This window comes from Arthrobacter arabinosi, assembly GCF_054511115.1.
In genome coordinates, this window is record NZ_JBTNDF010000003.1 from 322,527 (window position 1) to 341,065 (window position 18,539).

An 18,539-nucleotide genomic window follows, 5' to 3' on the forward strand; every position below is an offset into this window, starting at 1 on the left:
GCCGCGGCAGCGGGGCTGCTGCGGGGCAGCGTGTCAGCGGCGGGGCAGCGGCGCAGTGGCAAGATGGGACCCATGACCGCTGACGCCGCTCGTGTACCTGTCCCTGTGCCTGCTCCCGCCCGGAAGGTGCCCCACCTGCGCACCCATCACGGGGACTCGTTCGTCGACAACTACGAGTGGATGCGCGACAAGGAGAGCCCGGAACTCGTCGAGCACCTGAAGCGCGAGAACGCCTACACCGAGGCCGTCACCCGCTCCCAGGAGCCGCTGCGCGAGGCCATCTTCGCCGAGATCAAGGACCGCACGCAGGAGACCGATCTGTCCGTCCCCGCCCGGAAGAAGGGGTGGTGGTACTACTCCCGCACCGAGGAGGGCAAGCAGTACGGCATCCAGTGCCGGGTCGCCGCCGAGGACACCGGCGACCTCCGCCGCGACTGGACGCCGCCCGTGGTGGTCCCCGGACAGCCCGTCCCGGGCGAGCAGATCATGCTCGACGGCAACGAACTCGCCGAGGGCAAGCCGTTCTTCTCCCTGGGCGGCCTGTCCGTCACCGAGGACGGCGCGCTGCTGGCCTACAGCGAGGACAACGCCGGCGACGAGCGCTTCACGCTGCGCGTCAAGGACCTCGCGACCGGTGAGCTGCTGCCGGACACCGTGCCGAACGTCTTCTACGGCCTGGCCTTCTCCCCGGACGGCACCCGCGTCTACTACACCGTCGTCGACGACTCCTGGCGCCCCTACCAGGTGCGCGTGCACACCCTGGGGACTCCCGTCGAGGACGACGTCGTCGTCTTCCAGGAGGACGACGTCGCCCTCTGGACCGGCTTCGAGGTCTCGGCCGACCGGACGCAGCTGCTCATCAGCATCGGCTGCTCCGAGTACAGCGAGTACCGCGTCCTGGACCTCGCCGCGCCGGAGCGGGGCCTCACCACGCTGCTGTCCCGCGACGAGCGCATCCTGTACGACGCCGAGCCGGTCACCATCGACGGCGTGCCGCACTACCTGCTGACCCACGACCGCGACGCGAAGAACTCGATGGTGAGCCTGGTGGCCGCGGGCGAGTTCGAGAAGCCCCTCGCCGAGCAGGCATGGACGACCGTGATCCCGCACGACGACGCCGTCCGCGTCGAAGGGGCCTCCGTCACCCGCACCCACCTCGTCCTGTCCGTGCGCAAGGACACCATCCAGCGCGTGCAGGTCCTGCCCCTGGCGGGGCTCGGGACGCCCGCGCAGGGTGTACCGGCCGAACCGGACTTCGCCGAGGAGCTGTTCACGAGCAACCTCGCCAACGCCGAGTTCGACTCCCCGGTCATCCGCCTCTCCTTCACCTCCTACCTCACACCGCCGCGCGTCTACGACTACGTGCTCGAGGACGGGTCGCTGGAGCTGCGCAAGGAGACCGAGGTGCGCGGCGGCTACGACCCGGCGGACTACGTCGCAGAGCGGCACTGGGCGCCGGCCACGGACGGGACGCTGATCCCGCTGTCCGTCATCCGCCGCGCGGACCTCGCCCAGGACGGGTCCAACCCGGGCCTGATCTACGCGTACGGCAGCTACGAGGTCAGCATGGATCCGGCGTTCTCGATCGCCCGGCTCTCCCTGCTGGACCGGGGCGTCGTGTTCGTCGTCGCTCACATCCGCGGTGGCGGCGAGATGGGCCGCAGCTGGTACGAGCAGGGCAAGAAGCTGGCGAAGAAGAACACGTTCACGGACTTCGTGGATGCCACGACGTACCTCGGCACCACGGGGTGGGTGGACGCCGACAGGATCGCGGCGATGGGCGGGTCCGCGGGAGGTCTGCTCATGGGTGCCGTGGCGAACCTGGCGCCGGAGAAGTACCGGGCGATCGTGGCGCAGGTGCCGTTCGTGGACGCCCTCACGACGATCCTCGACCCGGACCTGCCGCTCTCGGCCCTGGAGTGGGAGGAGTGGGGCAACCCGATCACGGACCCGCAGGTGTACCGCTACATGAAGGAGTACACGCCCTACGAGACCGTGCGTCCCGTCGCCTACCCGCGCATCGCTGCGGTGACGAGCTTCAATGACACGCGCGTGCTCTACGTGGAGCCCGCGAAGTGGGTGGCGCAGCTGCGCGAGACGACCACGGGTGACGAACCGATCGTCCTGAAGACCGAGATGGACGGCGGCCACGGCGGGGCCAGCGGCCGTTATTCACGCTGGCGCGACATCGCCTGGGACTATGCCTTCGCAGCCGACGCGGTAGGTGCGACGGCTGTGCTGGCCCGCTCGACGAGTTCGGTCGCGTAGATGACGGGCTCCGGGTGCGAGCCCGGGGCCTCGATCTCCTCGAGGAGCATCATCCCCGCCCGGACGGCCATCCCCACCATGGGCTGCGTGATCGTGGTGAGGGGCGTGGGCGCCGTCTCGGCGACCGCGTGGTTGTCGTAGCCCATCACCGCGACGTCCCCGGGGACCGTTTTGCCCGCGGCGTGGAGGGCCTCCATCACGCCGAGCGCCATGAGGTCGGAGGCCGCGAAGATGCCGTCGATGTCCGGGTGCTCCGCGAGCAGCCTGCGGGCCGCGGAGGCCCCGCCCTCCGTGGTGAAGTCGCCGTGCACCACGGGCGACGCGGGGAGCCCCGCCGCGGCGAGCCCCTCGTTCCAGCCGCGGAGGCGGTCGACGGCGGCCGTCATGTCGGCGGGCCCCGCGACGGTCGCGAGGCGGCGTCGTCCGAGGCCCGCGAGGTGCCGCGCCGCGAGCCGGCCACCGCCCACGTTGTCGGAATCCACATACGTGACGTCGAAGGTCGTGTCCCACGGCCGGCCGATGAAGATGGTGGGAAGGCCCGTCTGGGCGAGCGACCTCGCCCAGGAATCGGCCTGATGGTGCGAGACCACGATGGCGCCGTCCACGTGCCCGCCACGCAGGTAGCGCAGGGTGCGGGACGAGTCGTCGTCCGTCCGCGACATCAGCAGCACCAACTGCACGTCGGTCTCCCGGAGGGCCTCGGTGATGCCGGTGATGACGACGGCGAAGAAGGGATCCATCATGACGCGGACGTCGGGCTCCGGGATCACGAGGGCGATCGAGGACGTCCGTCGGGTCACGAGGCTGCGGGCGGCCCGGTTGGGGATGTACCCGAGGGCGACGACGGCGCGGTCCACGGCGGCCTGCGCCTCCGGGCTGACGCGGTCCCCGCCGTTGATGGCGCGGGACGCCGTGGACCGCGACACCCCGGCCGCCAGCGCGAGATCCTCGAGCGTGGGGCTCGGGCGGCTCGCGGTCCGGCGCAGCGACCGGGGTGGGGACGTGTTCATCATCCCGACAATACGACACCCGCCGTCCCGGCGTCCTGCGTGGACGCGATGCCCGGCACGGTGTTGGAGGCGGCGAGGCGCGCGTACCAGAGGGCGCTCGCCTTCGGGATGCGCTCCTGGGTCGCGTAGTCCACGCGTACCAGGCCGAAGCGCTGGTGGTAGCCCCACGCCCACTCGAAGTTGTCCATGAGGGACCATGCGAGGAAGCCGCGGAGGTCCACGCCGTCGTCGATGGCGTCCTTCATGGCCCGGACGTGGGCGTCGAAGAAGCCGAGGCGGTCCTGGTCGTCCACGAAACCGTGGTCGTCGGGGACGTCGTCGTAGGCGGCGCCGTTCTCCGTGATGTAGAGCGGGATGCCCGCGGGGCCGGTGTACTCGTCCTGCAGCCGGTTGAGCAGGCGGCGGAGCCCGTCGGGCTGCACCTCCCAGTCCATCGCCGTCACGGGCAGCCCGCGCGGGACCGAGCGGACGCCGGGCGCGGCGACGTAGGGCGAGGAGACCGGGCGTCCGAGCGGGGCGTGGCCGTCCTGCGGTGCGGCCTGACCCGACGGCGTCGTCGTCACGGCCTCGCCGTGGTAGTAGTTCACGCCCAGCACGTCGATGGGAGTGCCGATGATCTCGAGGTCGCCCTCGCGGATGTGGTCGGTCATGTTCAGGTGCTCGACATCGCGGAGGACGTCCTCCGGGTACGCGCCGCGCAGCACGGGGTCGAGGAAGATGCGGTTGAACTGCCCGTCGATCCGGCGGGCGGCGTCGCGGTCCTCCTCGCTGGCCGGGTCCAGGGGATCGGGCACCGTGAGGTTGAGGGTGATACCGAGGGTCGCGTCCGCGTCCCTGCGGCGCAGCTCCTGCGTCGCCAGACCGTGCCCGAGGAGGAGGTGGTGTGCGGCGGCGAGGGCCGCCGCCGGCTCCTGCCGGCCGGGCGCGTGGACGCCGGCGGCGTAGCCGAGGAAGGCCGCGCACCAAGGCTCGTTGAGGGTGGTCCAGATGCGGACGCGGTCGCCGAGGGCCTCGTGCATCACCGCGGCGTACTCGGCGAAGCGGTGGGCCGTGTCGCGGTTTGTCCAACCGCCGGCGTCCTCGAGGGCCTGCGGGAGGTCCCAGTGGTACAGGGTGAGCCACGGCTTGATACCGGCCTCGAGGAGCTGGTCCACGAGCCGGGAGTAGAAGCCGATGCCCTCGCTGTTGGGGGTGACGCCGTCGGGCATGCAGCGCGACCACGACGTCGAGAAGCGGTACGCCTGCAGGTTGAGGCTCTTCATCAGCGCGACGTCGTCTGCCGAGCGGTGGTAGTGGTCGCAGGCGACGTCGCCGTTGTGGGCGTCCGCGACGGCCCCGGGGACACGGGAGAACGTGTCCCAGATGGACGGTCCCCTGCCCCCCTCACGGGCCGCGCCCTCGATCTGGTAGGCGGCGGTCGCCGCGCCCCACAGGAAACCCTCGGGGAAGGTGATCTCGGTGCTGCTCATCCTTTGACTGCTCCTTGCATGATTCCTGAAACGAGTTGGCGTCCTGCGACTGCGAAGAGGAGCAGCAGGGGGATGGTGGAGAGCACGGCCCCGGCGAGCACGATCGAGTAGTCGACGAAGTGCGCGGCCTGGAGCAGCTGCAGTGCCACCGGGAGGGTGGGGTTGGACGGATCCAGCACGATGAACGGCCAGAAGAAGTTGGTCCAGGTGGCGACGAAGGTGAACAGGGCGAGCATGGCCGCCGCCGGGCGCGCCGCGGGCAGTCCGACGTACCAGAACGCCTGGATCATCGAGGCGCCGTCGATGCGGACGGCCTCGATGAGTTCGTCGGGCAGCGCGTCGCGGAGGTACTGCGTCATCCAGAACACCCCGAAGGCCGTGACCACGCCGGGCACGATCACGGCCCACAGCGATCCGGTCCAGCCGAGCTTCGCCATGACGATGAACAGCGGCACCACGCCCAGCTGGGTGGGGACGGCCATGGTGGCGATCACGAACACCAGGAGGCCCTTGCTGCCCCGGAAGCGGAGCTTGGCGAAGGCGAACCCTGCGAGGGTCGAGAACAGGACCACGGAGAGCGCCGTGACGGTGGAGACGATGATGCTGTTGCCGAGCGCCTTCCAGAACGGGATGGTGTCGAGCACGCTCGCCGCGTTGGCGAGGAAGTTGCCACCCGGCACCAGGGGGACGCCCTTGCTGATGACCGAGCTGTCATGGCTTCCGACCAGGAAGGACCACCAGAGCGGGAACACCGAACCGAGGATCACCGCCACCAGGAACCCGTAGGTCAGGAACCCCGGCCGGCGCATGGTGCCGCCCGGTGCGCCCCGGCGTCGTGTACCGAGGCCCCGCTGCGCGGCGCGGGCCGCGCCCTTGCCCGCCGTCTGCTCGATCATGGGGATGGAACTCATCGTCGGCCTCCCTGGCTTGCGATGCGACGGGTGATGAGGAAGTTGGCCATCGCGATGACCACGATGATCAGGAACAGCAGCCAGGCGACGGCCGAGGCCCTGCCGAAGTTGCGTTGCCCCCAGCCGAGCTCCCAGATGTACATGGTGAGCGTCTGCCACTGGCGGTCCGCGCCGCCGAGGCCCGCCTGGTCGAACACGCGTGCCTCGTCGAAGATCTGGAGGCCGCCGATCGTCGCGGTGATGACCACGAAGATGATGGTGGGGCGGAGCATCGGGACGGTGACCGAGAAGAACTGGCGCAGCCGTCCGGCGCCGTCGATCGTCGCCGCCTCGTAGACGTCCCGGGGGATGGCCTGCATGGCGGCGAGGAAGATCAGGGCGTTGTAGCCCGTCCAGCGGAAGTTCACCATGGTGGCGATCGCCGCGTGACTCGCGAGCGAGTCGGAGTGCCAGCGGACCGGGTCCAGCCCCATTCCCGTCAACAGCTCGTTGAACAGGCCGGCCTGATCAGCGAAGAGGTTGTTGAAGATCAACCCGACGGCCACGGGGGCCACCACGAACGGTACGAGGACGCCCATCCTCCAGAACGTCCTGGCACGGAGGTTGGCGTCCAGGACCGCCGCGATGGCGATGGCGAGGACGACCTGCGGGACGGACGAGAGGAGGAAGATGCTGAACGTATTGCCCACCGCGTTCCAGAAGAACGGCTGCGCGAGGACGAACTCGTAGTTCTCCAGCCCCGTGAACTCGCCCCGGCCTCCGATGAGGTTCCAGGTGTGGAGCGAGACCCATGCCGTGTACAGCAGGGGGAACAGGCCCGTGATCGCGAAGAGGAGGAAGAACGGCGAGATGTAGAGATACGGCGACAGCTTGACGTCCCACTTCGACACCTTCTGGGAGAAGGCCAGCCGCTTCACGCTCTTGTCGTACGGCTGCTGGTTCGTGTGGGGAGGTGGGGGTTGGACCCGGTCCGTGACGGCCACCGGCTACAGAGCGCCTACAGCCGTGACGAACTTCTCCCAGGAGGAAGCGGGGTCATCGGTCTTGTCGACGTCGACGCGGGTCAGTGCCTGCTGCATGGCGTCGTTGATGGCGAAGTACTTGGGACCCTTGAAGGGCGTGACCTCGACGGCGGTGGCCCGGCTGGCGAGGATCTCACCGGTCGGGGCGTCGTTGAAGAACGCGTTGGTCTGGCCCAGGAGCGCGTCGCTCTCGAGCGCCTCGACCTGGCTGGGGAAGGTGCCCTTCGATTCGAAGGCCTTGATCTGCTGCTCCGGGGCGGTGAGCCACTGGGCGAGCTTCTTGGCCTCGGCCTGGTGGGCGCCCTGGGTGGGGACGGTCAGGTAGGACCCGCCCCAGTTGCCGCCGCCGCCGGGGAAGACGTCGGCGATGTCCCAGCCCTCGACGCCCTCGGCGTTGCCCTCGATCACTCCGAGCATCCAGCCCGGGCAGAGCTTCGTCGCGAATGCATCGGACTGGAAGCTGGCCACCCAGTCGTCCTCCCACTGCGTGAGATGCGCCGAGAGACCGTCCGTGACGGAAGCCTGGAGGACCTGCTCGTAGATGTCCTTGACCTCGGGGTTCTCGGCGGCGATGACCGTGCCGTCGTTGTCCTCGTAGGCATTCTGGACCTGGTTGACCATGCCCTGGTAGGTGGCTCCGGCGGAATCGAACCAGGCCGCGCCGTCGCTCGCAGCGACGAACTTCTTGCCGGCGTCGAAGTAGTCCTGCCAGGAGCCGTCGAGCATCTTGGCGACCGACTCGCGGTCGCTGGGGAGCCCCGCCTTCTCGAACAGGTCTGCGCGGTAACACACGGCCTGGGGTCCGACGTCGGTACCGTACCCGATCAGTTGCCCGTCCTCCGTCGTGGCAGCGGCGGTCTTCCAGTCGAGCCAGCGTCCTTCGACGGCCGGGTCGCTGAGGTCGGCGAACTGGTCGGGATATTCGAGCAGCTCGGGCAGCCAGTCGACCTCGATGCCTTCGATGTCCGAGAGACCGGATCCTGCGGCGAGTCTCGTCGTCAGGTTGTCGCGGGCCTCGTTCGAGGTCGCGGCCTTCTTGTGCTCGATGGTGACGTTGGGGTTGAGCTCCTCGTATTCGGTGAAGAGGTCCTCGTACCCGAATTCGTTGAAGGTGCCGACGGACAGGGTGACGTCCTCGGTGCCGGTCTCCCCTTCGACGCCGGCGTTGTCCGAACCGCCGGATCCGCAGGCGGTGAGGGCCAGGGCGAGGCATGCCGCCGCGGCCGAGAGGGCGGTGTTTCGTGCTCGGTTCTGCACGGGTGACTCCTTTGTCAGCTCGGATCCGCTGCGTCTGCAGCGGATTCTGGGTGGAACGTCCTGCCGGCACCTGCGTCCGCAGGGGGACGCAGGCGGAAACGACGCGCCCCGGGTGGCGAGGCGCCCATGGGCACGGGGGACACGGGTGAGCCCTCCGCGCGGATGCGGGTGGTGGTGCCGACGACGAGCGCACCCCGTTCCGCGGTATCAACGGTGGGAGCGCTCTCACGCTGAGTCCCCATCCTGACTGTGACGTAGGACACTGTCAAGTGGGAGCGCTTCCACGGGCGGCTCGAAGGCCCTCGTTCCAGCATCGTCGCAGGTCAGAGCGGGGTGCGCGCCGCCCCCCGTGACCGGATCGTTATGGAAGCGGCCCGGCCGCATCGGGGGCGTCCGGCGCTAGAGTGGCGGACGACCCGCGAACCCGGCCTTCAGGAGCAGCACCACGTGACCCACGAATCCCTTACCCCCTGGACGATCACCCTCGGCGAGCTCGACGAGCGGATGGGCGTCGCCATCGTGGAGCAGTCGGTCGAGCGGGTGGTGGCGACCATGCCCGTGGAAGGGAACCGCCAGTCCTTCGGCCTCCTCCACGGCGGTGCGTCCCTCGCCGTCGGTGAAGCCGTGGGGTCCTGGGCGGCCGTGATCCACGCGTCCACCCTCGGCAAGACGGCGGTGGGCGTCGATGTGTCCGCGACCCATCACCGGAGCGTGAGGGACGGCATGGTCACGGTCACGGCCACCCCGATCCACCTCGGCCGCAGCCTCACGACCCACGAGGTGCTGCTCACCGACGATGCCGGACGGCGCCTGTGCACGCTGCGGATCACGAACCTGCTGCTCGACCGGCCCGTCCCGGGTACGGTGAGCGCATGACTACCAGGAAGAACGCCCCCCGCCGCCGGACCACCAGGCTCACCGCTCTTGCAGCCGCCGCCACGGCAGCCCTGCTCGGCGGTGCCGCCGGCCCCGTTGCAGCCGCCCCGCCCGCCCCGCTGTCCTATGTGGCGCTCGGGGACTCGTACGCCTCGGGGTTCGGTGCCGGCTCCTACGTGAACGGCTGCGGCCAGAGCCCCCTGGGGCTGCCGGGCATCCTCGACTCGAAGAAGCAGGTGGCCCTGGTGGCCGACGCCACGTGTGCCGGCGCCAAGGCGGCGACCGAGGCGGGAGGCGCCCTGGACCTGCCCGAGCAGGTGGCCCGCGTCGTCGCAGCCGGAGCCCTCTCCCCGTCCACGGACCTCGTGACGATCTCCGCGGGCGGCAACGATGCCGGCTTCGGGCAGGTCGCCGGAGTGTGCGCCACGCGTCCCACCGCCGACTGCACGCAGTTCATCGCCCTCCAGAACGCGACGGCCCTGCCCGTGCTGGAGCGCACCCTCGACGCCCTGTATGCCACCATCGATGCGGCGGCACCTGGCGCGACCGTCGTCGTGACGGGCTATCCGCACCTGTTCTCCCCCGAGGCGGGCACGCCCGTCGTCCTGCCCGTGGCGTCGCAGACGGCGTTCAACGCGGGCACGGATGCCGTGAACGCCGTGATCAGGAGCCGGGCCGAGGCACACGGGTTCGTGTTCGTCGACCTCGTGCAGAAGTTCGAGGGGCACGGGCTCGGGTCCGCATCGCCGTGGATCACCTTCCGGCCCGGCGCGGTGGACAACCTGCACCCCACGGCCGAGGGCTACCGCTCCGGCTACTTCCCTGCCGTCCGCAGCTCGGTGAACATCGCCCAGCTCCAGCGCTGAAGGGAAGGCGGGCCCCCGCCAGGCGGTGCCCGCCCTTCCCTTCCCGCGCCGGAGGTCCTAGCCTTCCGTCATGCCTTTCGCCATCCAGGTCTCGATCGACTGCTCGGATCCGCATGCCCAGGCCGACTGGTGGGCGGAGACGCTCGACTGGGTCGTCGAACCGACCGACGAGGCGTTCATCGACCGCATGATCGCGGAGGGTTACGCGCGGGAGTCGGACGTCATCACACGCCACGGCCGCCGCGTCTGGAAGGACGGCACCGCCATCTGTCGGGCGGACGACGTCGGCCGGCGGGGCCGGGAGCGCATCCTCTTCCAGCCCGTGCCGGAACCCAAGGTGACCAAGAACCGCGTGCACATCGACGTCGACCTCGGGGGCGAGGACCGCGACGCGCAGCGGGCGCGGCTCGAGGCGCGGGGCGCGCGGTACGTGGAGCAGCACTCCCAGGGCCCGCACGCCTGGTACGTCATGCTCGACCCCGAGGGCAACGAGTTCTGCATCGCCTGACCGGTCCGGGCGACGGCATCCGGCCCGGCCCGCGCCGCTAGACTCGACGGGTGACTTCAGAGCTCCCCACCCCGGTATCCGACATCTTCGACCCCACCCGCTGGCGGGTCGTCGCGGGCTTCGAGGATCTCACGGACCTGACGTACCACCGCCAGGTGGAGCGCGACGCCGGCGGCGCCGTCGTCCGTGACCTGCCCACCGTCCGGATCGCCTTCGACCGCCCCGAGGTGCGCAACGCCTTCCGGCCCGGGACCGTGGACGAGCTGTACCGCGCCCTGGACCACGCGCGCATGACGCCCGATGTCGCCACCGTCCTGCTCACCGGCAACGGACCCAGCCCCCGCGACGGTGGCCACTCCTTCTGCTCGGGCGGCGACCAGCGGATCCGGGGCCGGGACGGCTACCGGTACGCGGAGGGCGAGACGAGGGAGACGATCGACCCGGCACGAGCCGGCCGCCTCCACATCCTCGAGGTGCAGCGGTTGATCCGCACCATGCCGAAGGTCGTCATCGCCGTCGTCAACGGCTGGGCGGCGGGTGGCGGGCACAGCCTGCACGTCGTCGCCGACCTGACGATCGCCTCGGCGCAGCACGGCCGGTTCAAGCAGACGGATGCCACCGTGGGCAGCTTCGACGCCGGCTACGGCTCCGCCCTCCTGGCCCGGCAGATCGGCCAGAAGAAGGCGCGGGAGATCTTCTTCCTGGCCCGCGAATATTCCGCACAGGACATGGTGGAGATGGGGGCGGTGAACGAGGCCGTGGACCACGAGGAGCTCGAGGTGACCGCGCTCGCGTACGCCGCCGACATCGCCCGGCAGAGCCCGCAGGCCCTCCGCATGCTCAAGTTCGCCTTCAACCTGGCCGACGACGGCCTGGCGGGCCAGCAGGTCTTCGCGGGCGAGGCGACCCGTCTCGCCTACATGACGGACGAAGCGGTGGAGGGCAAGGAGGCGTTCCTCGAGAAGCGCGCCCCGGACTGGTCCTCGTTCCCCTACTACTTCTAGGAGCGGCGTGGAACTCCTTCCCGTACACACCCCCGAGGGCTTCGACGCCCTCGGACTGCTCAAGCCCCTCGCCGCAGCCCTCGCCGGTGAGGGACCCGCCGTCGCCCCGCATGTGAGACCGGACCAGGTGTTCGGCGGCGAGCTGCCCAACGACGAGATCGCCGCGGTGATCAGCACGTCGGGATCGACGGGGACCCCCAAGCAGACCATGCTCAGCGTCGACGCGCTGGCGGCGTCCGCCATGGGCACCGCGTTCGCCCTCGGTGCGGAGGGCCAGTGGCTCCTCACGCTCCCGGTGCACTACGTCGCGGGCTTCCAGGTCCTCGTCCGGTCCCTGTACGCGGGGACGCAGCCCTGGGTCATGGACACCACTGCGGGCTTCACGCCGCAGGCCTTCACCGACGCCGCGGCGGAGCTGACGGACCGCGTCCGGTTCACCTCGCTCGTCCCGACGCAGCTCCACCGGCTGCTGGTCGACCCCTCCCCCGAGACGCTCCGCCTGCTGCGCCGCTTCGACGCGATTCTCCTCGGCGGGGCGCCGGCCGGAGCCTCCCTGCGGTCTCTCGCCCGCAGCCAGGACCTGAAGATCGTCGAGACCTACGGGATGAGCGAGACCTGCGGAGGGTGCGTCTACGACGGCGCGCCGCTGGATGGCGTCGAGCTCCTCTCGGTGGAGGGCCGCCTGCGCATCAGCGGCCCGGTCCTCGCCGAGGGCTACCTCGACGCGCCCGAACTCACCGCGGAGAGGTTCGTCTTCAACTCCGGCCGGCGCTGGTTCGTGACGGACGACGCCGGGGAGGTGGCGACGGACGGTTCCGTCGCCGTGCACGGCCGGCTCGACGACGTCATCATCACCGGCGCCTTGAAGGTCTCGGCGACCCGGGTCGCCGATGTCATCCAGGCGCTCCCCGGCGTCGACCGGGCCATGGTGCTCGGCATCCGCAGCGAGGAGTGGGGCACCGCGGTCGCTGCGGCGGTCGTCGGCGACGTCGACGCCGATGTCATCCGGCAGGCCGTCCACGTCGAACTGGGAGCGCACGCCGTCCCCAAGGCGATCGTGACGCTCGACGCCTTCCCCCTGCTGCCGGGCGGCAAGCCGGACCGCCTGACCATCCACCAGCTCCTCGAACGCGCCTAGGCGTCCGACGGACACCCTGCACCACCCACCCGACCTGAAGGACTGATCCGTGGCGACTGCCGCCCAGTGGCTCGAAGGAGCCCGCCCCCGCACCCTGCCGATGGCGTTCGCCCCCGTGATCGTGGGAAGCGCCGCCGCCGCCGGGCTCGGATCCTTCCAGCCGCTCCACGCGGCGCTCGCACTGATCGTCTCCGTGCTGCTGCAGATCGGTGTGAACTATGCGAACGACTACTCGGACGGCATCCGCGGCACGGACGACGTCCGGGTGGGCCCGCTGCGCCTGACCGGGTCGGGTGCCGCGCAACCCCGCCAGGTGAAACTCGCCGCCTTCGCCTGCTTCGGCCTCGCCATGCTCGCCGGGCTGGCGCTGATCCTGCTCTCGCAGGCATCGTGGATCCTGCTGCTCGTCGGCGTGGGCTGCATCGCGGCCGCGTGGGGCTACACGGGCGGCAAGAACCCGTACGGGTACCTCGGGCTCGGCGACGTCTTCGTGTTCGTGTTCTTCGGGCTCGTCGCGACCCTCGGGACCACGTTCACGCAGGCGGACCGGCTCAGTGCGGCCGCGTGGATCGGTGCGGTGAGCACGGGGCTGATCGCCACGGCCCTGCTGATGGCCAACAACGTCCGGGACATCCCGACCGACACCGTCGCGGGGAAGAAGACCCTGGCCGTGCGGCTCGGGGACACCGCCGCGCGGATCAGCTACGTCGTGATGCTCGCCGTGGCCGTCCTGCTGCCGCTCCTCCTGGCCGGCGACTACCCGTGGATGCTGCTCGTGCTGCTGCTCGTCCCGGCCTGCCTGATGCCGAGCCGGCTCATGCTCACCGGCAGCCGGCGCGAGAGCCTGATCCCCGTGCTCAAGCAGACGGGTCTGATCAGCCTGGCGTTCAGCATCCTCTTCGCGGCCGGCGTCGTGATCACGCGGGCCCTCGCCTAGCGGGCTCGCGGCCGCCCCCGCGCTGCTCGTGCATCGCGTGGCTCCTGCAGCGAGCCGCTCCTACGACGTCAGGCGCTCCCCCGGCGGCGGCCGCTCCCGTGCCGGGTCGCTGCTGCGCCCGGCCCGTCCGCAGCCCCACGCGCTCCGGCGGCCGCTCCGGCGTCGGGACGTGGATCAGGCGGCGTTGCGGCGGGGCTTCCGGTCCGCGTTCACGCGGGTGTTGGGATCGAGTGCGTCCTCCGCTGCGGCGTCGTCGAGCTCGACGGCCGAGCGGACCGGGGGGGCGCCGGGTGTCATGCGGCGCTGCAGGGTGGCCGCGGCGGCATCCCGGAGATCCCGTGCGAACAGGTAGGTCACGCACCAGGCCAGCACAGCGGCCACGATCGCGGAGAGGACGAGTCCGAGCCCCAGCAGCACGCACGCCACGTAGAACACGACGATCAGGAGCAGTCGGACGGCGGTGAATTTGAGGAAGGCCACGCTCCAAGTTTACTCGCCTACAATTGGCGCATGCCCCGCCTCCTGCTCTTCGCCGCGATCCTCGGAGTCGCCGTCGTCATCTACGCGCTGATCGATTGCGTCATGAGCCGTAAACATGAAGTGCGGAGCATCTCGAAGACCGCGTGGTTCATCACCATCCTGCTCCTGCCTCTCATCGGAGCGGGTATGTGGTTCCTGTTCGGCCGTCCGCGCAGCGAAGGACCCCCCGGTCCGCGCCGCCCGGCCCCCCGCCAGCCCACGGCCCCCGACGACGATCCCGCCTTCCTCCAGAATCTCGAGACGCAGCGGTGGCAGCAGGCCCGCGAACAGGAGAGACGCCGCCGCGAGCAGGAGCAGAAGGAGCGCGAAGCCAAGGAACGCGGCACGGGTCTCGACAAGCCGTCGAAGGACGGCAAGCACGATGGTGAGGGCAACGACGATGCCGGGTCGGGCCCCACGGGCGCACACCACCCCTGACCGGGCCGCACCCGGCGCCGCGGACGAAGGCGAAGACGATTTGAGCCTGGAAAGCTGGCAGCGCGAATACCGCCGCTAATGGACGCGCGTCTCGGCCGCGCAAGGACGTCAATGGTCCGAAGACGACGAGATCGTCCTCGGACCATTCGCGGTTGTGTGGCCTTTGGAACACTCCGACTGACAGACACGGATCGGCTGCTTGCCCGCTTCATTGAGCTGTCCCACGGCCGGTGTGCTGGCAGTGTCCGCGGAATGAGGCGTGACCAAACGAGGCATATATGCATGGACCTCACTAATCCCACCCGGGGGCGGCTGCTCGGCTGCGACGATACGACGAGCAGTCTTGGCAGCATGCGTTATCTCACATTCGCCGGAGGATTCCCGTTTGGCGAAGAGGACAGACTCGTGGCGGTCAAAGTAGTCAATCCACTACGACGACATCCCGCCGTTCGCCTGGGCGTCCAGCCACTGCTCACACAGTCCCCGGAACCTGTCGACGGCTTCGGGATGGTTGCACCATTGCGAGCACCAATACTGGTTTTGCGACCGTTCCATGGATTCGAGCATCGCCACCAAACACCCACACCGATCAGCGCCGCAAGATTGCAGTGCACGAAGAAGATCAGGCGCGGTCTCCCGAGCGTCTGCTTCTTAGCAGCAATTGGGTGACGAAGCGGGAGGGGGCCGTCGCCAACACCAGCAGACGCAAGACAGGTTATCGGCGCATACGATAACGAGTTCCCGTGGAAGCTTTTCCGAGCGACCGCACACCCGCCGGTCGCCGGGCGGCGTGGTCGCTGCCGCGCACGGTCAAGACGTTGACGGAACGACCTCCGATAGTTGACGCCTGCCGCCAGACACACCTGGCGTGTCACGCTTACTGCGTGGATCTCGAAGTGACATCGGACTTGATCATTCCGGCGACCGAATTGCAGTGGAAGTTCTCCAGGTCGTCCGGGCCCGGCGGGCAGCACGTCAACACTTCTGACAGTCGGGTGCAACTCACCTGGGTGGCGTCGGAGTCGTCGGCGCTAAGCGATGAGCAACGGATGCGAATCGTTCACCAGCTCGCCCGAAGCCATGTCTCGGGCGCGATCACGGTAACGGTGTCGGAGCAGCGGTCCCAGTTGCGTAACCGCGAAATCGCTCTCAAGACGCTCCGCGAAATTGTGGCCGCCGCACTTACCCCTTCGCACCCTCTGCGCCGCGCGACGCGTCCCACGCGCGGCTCCGAACGTCGCCGTTTGGCGTACAAGCAGCAGCGATCCGCGACCAAGCGGCAACGCCGACCGCCCACCAGCGAGTAACGGCCCGGGGGACTGCACGCCCTCCGCGGCCGCGCACCACGGAGATGCCCACCGACTGAGCTACGTCGGTGGGCGTCTCTGTTCATGCCCACCGAACCGCCCCGATCGCTGGGCACGGTCGACGCCGGACCCGCACCCGCACGCTCGACCCCGGACCCGCCCCCACGCATACGAGAGCCCCGCGGCGTACGCCACGGGGCTCTCGGGTACAGGGGCTCGGGGGCGTCAGACGCCCGCGTAGCTGTGGAGGCCCGAGAAGTAGATGTTCACGATGGTGAAGTTGAAGACGATGCAGAGGTAGCCGACGATCGAGAGCCACGCCGCGCGCGTGCCGGTCCAGCCACGCGTCGCGCGGGCGTGCAGGTACCCGGCGTACACGGTCCAGATCACGAAGGTCCAGACCTCCTTGGTGTCCCAGCCCCAGTACCGCCCCCAGGCCTGCTCGGCCCAGATCGCGCCGGCCATGAGGGTGAAGGTCCAGCCCACGAACGCGATGGCGTTGAGGCGGTACGCCAGGTTCTCCAGGCTCAACGCCGACGGCACGAGCCGCAGGAACCGCGCCCTGTCCGCCTTGCCCGCCAGGAGCTTGGCCTCGCGGGAGGTCTGGAGGAGTTGCAGTACCGACATCGCGAACGTGATGGTGAACAGGGCCGAGGACGCGACGGCAATGGAGACGTGGACGATCAGCCAGTAGCTCTGCAGGGCCGGGATCAGCCGGGCGACGGGCGTGGGGAAGCCGACGGTGGCCGCGCACAGCATGACGACGACGAGTCCGACCACGAAGGACCCGACGAAGCGGAGGTCCTTGCGGGTGAGGGTGATCAGGAAGATCGCGGTCACGAGGAAGGCCCCCGTGGTGCAGAACTCGTACATGTTGCCCCAGGGCACGCGGTGGCCAGCGAGGCCGCGGGTGAGGACGGCGGCACCGTGGATGACGGCGGCGAGCACGGTCAGCGAGACGGCGATGCGCGCGACCCCGCGCCGCGGCCCCGAACCGTAGTCCATCGAGTCGTCGGCGGTCGCAGGACCGGCGGGCACGGCGGTCGACGTCGACCCGGCACCGCGTGCACCGACACCCGCGAGGGCCGGCGCCGCCTTCTCCTGCGCGAGGCGCGTCTCGAGCGAACCGATGGTCGCGCTGGACCTCACGAGGTCCAGCACGAAGAAGATCAGGGCCACCACGTACGCGATGGAGGCCAGCAGCATGAGGAGCTCACTGAGCTGCCCGAGCTCTGCGTTGACTGGTTGTGGCATCAGTTGTCCTTTGAGTTGTGGTGCGGCTGCCCCGTGCCTGCCGCCGACGACGCGGCCTCCGGCACCTTATTTTCTCCCGTGCTGCCCTCGCGGACCAACCAGCGATCCGCCAGCAGCTTCCCGACGGCCTCGCCCTCCGCGGGCAGCCGGTGGTCCTCGCCGCGGGCGAGGAGCCCGTACTCGACCATGAGGCGGCCGTCGGGGTGCTCTCCGGTGCGGATCCAGAGCCTTCGGCGCCCGATGAACAGGGACGCCATCAGGCCGAGCAGTGCGAGGGTCGAGAAGACGAGCGCCCCGGCCTGCCCCGGATCGTGGTGGATGTCGAGGGCGACATAGCGCTTGAGGCCGTCGAACGTCACCGAGCCCTTGCCCTCAGGGAGGTCGTAGGTCTGGCCGACGCCGAGCACGATCCCGCCGTTGTCGTTGGTGCGGCTGTTCAGCTCGGTCAGGTCCTCGGTGTCCAGGACGTACACGTTCTCGGGGGTGCCGTCGTCGAGCCCCAGGTCCCCGTAGTACGCGTTGAGGTTGAGCTGGGGGTTGAACGGGTCCGGATCCCGGGAGAAGGACACACCCTTCTCGTCCACGAAGGCCGTGGGGAGGAAGAATCCTACGAACCCGAGCTGATCCGGCTTGGCATCCGGGGCCTTGAGGACGAAGAGCGACGTGTAGAGGCCGTCGGACGGTACAGAGACCACCGGGCCCTGGGAGGCGATGTTGCCCTCGCCGTCGCGCACCGTGACGACCGGCGCGTAGCCGTTCCCCACGAGATAGACGTTCGTCCCGCCGAGGGTGAGGGGCGCGTTGACCTTGAGGACCTGGGATTCCTCGGCCCCGCCCGGGCCGTCCTGCGTGGTGACGTTGGCGGTGAAGTCCAGCGGCTGCCCGTAATGGCTCTCCTGCTCACGGTCGAAACGGACGTCGAAGGAGTCCAGCCGGATGGAGTACGGCTCGAGCCGGTCGTCGGAGAAGTTGGAGCCCGGGCTGAAGGAGTCGTAGCCGATCAGGGTGTTGACGAAGCTGTCACCCTCCACGATGACCTTCTGCCCGTTGTAGCCGAACAGCCCCCCGACGGCCACCGACACCAGGACGCCGATGAGGGAGGTGTGGAACACGAGGTTGCCGAGTTCCTTGGCGAGGCCGCGCTCGGCCCCGACCGACGGGCGGGCGGTCCCGGCATCCCGCACGTCCACGCGGTAGCCGCGCTTCCGGAGGACGGCCGCGGCCTGCTCGGCGGCGGTGGCAGGCGTGAGGCCGGCGGTGCGGGCGTGCTCCGCCGGGACCTCGAGCGTGCCGTAGACGGGCAGGCGGGAGAGCCGGGTCGGCGTGCGCGGCGGCTTGGAGCGCACCGCCCGGAAGTGCGCGATCGCCCGCGGGACCACGCAGCCGATGAGGGAGATGAAGAGCAGGAGGTAGATGGCCGAGAACCAGACCGACGAATAGACGTCGAAGAGCTGGAACCAGTCGAGGACGGGCCCCGTGTCCGGGTTGTCCTGCAGGTACTGCGTGACGACGGCGGGATTGGCGGGGCGCTGCGGGAACAGGGAACCCGGGACCGCGGCGACGGCGAGCAGCAGGAGCAGGAACAGCGCGGTGCGCATGCTCGTCAGCTGCGTCCAGGCCCACCGGAGGGTCCCGAGGAACCCGAGGGAGGGCAGGACGACGTCGGATCCGGCGGCTGAGGAGCCCCCGTCTCTCGTGTCCTGCGGAACGTCCTGCTTCACTGTTGCCTTTCCATCGATTCGTGCCATGGCGTCC

18 protein-coding genes are annotated in these 18,539 nt (G+C 69.7%); 9 read left to right on the plus strand and 9 right to left on the minus strand.

The annotated features are described in order from the left end of the window. Positions 1-72: 72 nt before the first annotated feature. Positions 73-2,268, plus strand: a complete 2,196-nt coding sequence (locus ACX80P_RS09465) for a S9 family peptidase (protein ID WP_459277824.1) — start codon at positions 73-75, stop codon at positions 2,266-2,268. Here ACX80P_RS09465 and ACX80P_RS09470 read toward each other — a convergent pair. From ACX80P_RS09470 to ACX80P_RS09490, 5 genes are read right to left on the minus strand one after another with little or no spacing between them, the layout of a single operon-like run. Continuing rightward, positions 2,199-3,278 carry a LacI family DNA-binding transcriptional regulator gene (locus ACX80P_RS09470; RefSeq protein ID WP_459278193.1) on the minus strand — a complete coding sequence of 360 codons (1,080 nt, stop codon included), beginning with the start codon at positions 3,276-3,278 and terminating at the stop codon, positions 2,199-2,201. The genes ACX80P_RS09465 and ACX80P_RS09470 overlap by 70 nt on opposite strands. After that, positions 3,278-4,747 (minus strand): GH1 family beta-glucosidase, encoded by a 1,470-nt coding sequence (locus tag ACX80P_RS09475; protein WP_459277825.1) that lies wholly within the window; start codon positions 4,745-4,747, stop codon positions 3,278-3,280. Before ACX80P_RS09475 ends, ACX80P_RS09470 begins: the two co-directional genes overlap by 1 nt. Beyond that, complete coding sequence (locus tag ACX80P_RS09480; protein ID WP_459277826.1) at positions 4,744-5,658, minus strand: carbohydrate ABC transporter permease; 915 nt, start codon at positions 5,656-5,658, stop codon at positions 4,744-4,746. The genes ACX80P_RS09475 and ACX80P_RS09480 overlap by 4 nt, the downstream gene beginning before the upstream one ends. Then, entirely contained in the window at positions 5,655-6,641 is a 987-nt protein-coding gene (locus ACX80P_RS09485; protein ID WP_459277827.1) for a carbohydrate ABC transporter permease, read from the minus strand. The genes ACX80P_RS09480 and ACX80P_RS09485 overlap by 4 nt, the downstream gene beginning before the upstream one ends. Positions 6,642-6,644: 3 nt before the next feature. After that, a complete protein-coding gene (locus tag ACX80P_RS09490; RefSeq protein WP_459277828.1) occupies positions 6,645-7,937 on the minus strand; it encodes an ABC transporter substrate-binding protein in 1,293 nt (430 codons plus the stop codon). Positions 7,938-8,441: 504 nt separating this feature from the next. On the opposite strand from ACX80P_RS09490, the gene ACX80P_RS09495 reads away from it, so the two are divergent. From ACX80P_RS09495 to ACX80P_RS09520, 6 genes are all read left to right on the plus strand, one after another. Continuing rightward, on the plus strand, positions 8,442-8,813 hold the full coding sequence (locus ACX80P_RS09495) for a hotdog fold thioesterase (RefSeq protein WP_459278194.1): 372 nt from the start codon (positions 8,442-8,444) through the stop codon (positions 8,811-8,813). Then, complete coding sequence (locus ACX80P_RS09500; protein WP_459277829.1) at positions 8,810-9,679, plus strand: SGNH/GDSL hydrolase family protein; 870 nt, start codon at positions 8,810-8,812, stop codon at positions 9,677-9,679. Before ACX80P_RS09495 ends, ACX80P_RS09500 begins: the two co-directional genes overlap by 4 nt. A 70-nt stretch (positions 9,680-9,749) precedes the next feature. Further along, the gene (locus tag ACX80P_RS09505) at positions 9,750-10,187 is read left to right on the plus strand and encodes a VOC family protein (protein WP_459277830.1); all 438 of its coding nucleotides are present in this window, start codon (positions 9,750-9,752) and stop codon (positions 10,185-10,187) included. Between the two features lie 50 nt (positions 10,188-10,237). Further along, positions 10,238-11,191: a 1,4-dihydroxy-2-naphthoyl-CoA synthase gene (locus ACX80P_RS09510; protein ID WP_459277831.1), complete on the plus strand. Its 954-nt coding sequence runs from the start codon at positions 10,238-10,240 to the stop codon at positions 11,189-11,191. Between the two features lie 7 nt (positions 11,192-11,198). After that, positions 11,199-12,329 (plus strand): AMP-binding protein, encoded by a 1,131-nt coding sequence (locus ACX80P_RS09515; RefSeq protein ID WP_459277832.1) that lies wholly within the window; start codon positions 11,199-11,201, stop codon positions 12,327-12,329. Between the two features lie 49 nt (positions 12,330-12,378). Further along, the gene (locus ACX80P_RS09520) at positions 12,379-13,266 is read left to right on the plus strand and encodes a 1,4-dihydroxy-2-naphthoate polyprenyltransferase (protein ID WP_459277833.1); all 888 of its coding nucleotides are present in this window, start codon (positions 12,379-12,381) and stop codon (positions 13,264-13,266) included. Between the two features lie 174 nt (positions 13,267-13,440). Here the strand turns inward: ACX80P_RS09520 and ACX80P_RS09525 are convergent, their stop codons facing one another. Then, positions 13,441-13,746, minus strand: coding sequence for a DUF4229 domain-containing protein (locus tag ACX80P_RS09525; protein ID WP_459277834.1), 306 nt, complete (start codon positions 13,744-13,746; stop codon positions 13,441-13,443). Between the two features lie 30 nt (positions 13,747-13,776). Here ACX80P_RS09525 and ACX80P_RS09530 point away from each other — a divergent pair, with 30 nt between their 5' ends. Continuing rightward, positions 13,777-14,223, plus strand: coding sequence for a PLD nuclease N-terminal domain-containing protein (locus tag ACX80P_RS09530; protein ID WP_459277835.1), 447 nt, complete (start codon positions 13,777-13,779; stop codon positions 14,221-14,223). Between the two features lie 429 nt (positions 14,224-14,652). Here the strand turns inward: ACX80P_RS09530 and ACX80P_RS09535 are convergent, their stop codons facing one another. After that, the gene (locus ACX80P_RS09535) at positions 14,653-14,790 is read right to left on the minus strand and encodes a DUF4913 domain-containing protein (RefSeq protein ID WP_459278195.1); all 138 of its coding nucleotides are present in this window, start codon (positions 14,788-14,790) and stop codon (positions 14,653-14,655) included. A gap of 317 nt (positions 14,791-15,107) precedes the next feature. On the opposite strand from ACX80P_RS09535, the gene arfB reads away from it, so the two are divergent. Next, the gene (gene arfB / locus ACX80P_RS09540) at positions 15,108-15,530 is read left to right on the plus strand and encodes an alternative ribosome rescue aminoacyl-tRNA hydrolase ArfB (protein WP_459277836.1); all 423 of its coding nucleotides are present in this window, start codon (positions 15,108-15,110) and stop codon (positions 15,528-15,530) included. A 225-nt stretch (positions 15,531-15,755) separates the two neighbouring features. Here arfB and ccsB read toward each other — a convergent pair whose 3' ends face one another. Both ccsB and resB read right to left on the minus strand, forming a co-directional pair. Then, positions 15,756-16,784: a c-type cytochrome biogenesis protein CcsB gene (gene ccsB, locus ACX80P_RS09545; RefSeq protein ID WP_459277837.1), complete on the minus strand. Its 1,029-nt coding sequence runs from the start codon at positions 16,782-16,784 to the stop codon at positions 15,756-15,758. Further along, positions 16,784-18,532, minus strand: a complete 1,749-nt coding sequence (gene resB / locus ACX80P_RS09550; protein WP_459277838.1) for a cytochrome c biogenesis protein ResB — start codon at positions 18,530-18,532, stop codon at positions 16,784-16,786. Before resB ends, ccsB begins: the two co-directional genes overlap by 1 nt. Positions 18,533-18,539: the final 7 nt, after the last annotated feature.

Bases quoted from the DNA above. Each gene is read 5' to 3' on its own strand.
- ACX80P_RS09465 (WP_459277824.1), top strand. From the start codon at position 73: ATGACCGCTGACGCCGCTCGTGTACCTGTCCCTGTGCCTGCTCCCGCC.
- ACX80P_RS09470 (WP_459278193.1), bottom strand. From the start codon at position 3,278: ATGAACACGTCCCCACCCCGGTCGCTGCGCCGGACCGCGAGCCGCCCG.
- ACX80P_RS09475 (WP_459277825.1), bottom strand. From the start codon at position 4,747: ATGAGCAGCACCGAGATCACCTTCCCCGAGGGTTTCCTGTGGGGCGCG.
- ACX80P_RS09480 (WP_459277826.1), bottom strand. From the start codon at position 5,658: ATGAGTTCCATCCCCATGATCGAGCAGACGGCGGGCAAGGGCGCGGCC.
- ACX80P_RS09495 (WP_459278194.1), top strand. From the start codon at position 8,442: ATGGGCGTCGCCATCGTGGAGCAGTCGGTCGAGCGGGTGGTGGCGACC.
- ACX80P_RS09500 (WP_459277829.1), top strand. From the start codon at position 8,810: ATGACTACCAGGAAGAACGCCCCCCGCCGCCGGACCACCAGGCTCACC.
- ACX80P_RS09505 (WP_459277830.1), top strand. From the start codon at position 9,750: ATGCCTTTCGCCATCCAGGTCTCGATCGACTGCTCGGATCCGCATGCC.
- ACX80P_RS09530 (WP_459277835.1), top strand. From the start codon at position 13,777: ATGCCCCGCCTCCTGCTCTTCGCCGCGATCCTCGGAGTCGCCGTCGTC.
- ACX80P_RS09535 (WP_459278195.1), bottom strand. From the start codon at position 14,790: ATGCTCGAATCCATGGAACGGTCGCAAAACCAGTATTGGTGCTCGCAA.
- ccsB (WP_459277837.1), bottom strand. From the start codon at position 16,784: ATGCCACAACCAGTCAACGCAGAGCTCGGGCAGCTCAGTGAGCTCCTC.
- resB (WP_459277838.1), bottom strand. From the start codon at position 18,532: ATGGCACGAATCGATGGAAAGGCAACAGTGAAGCAGGACGTTCCGCAG.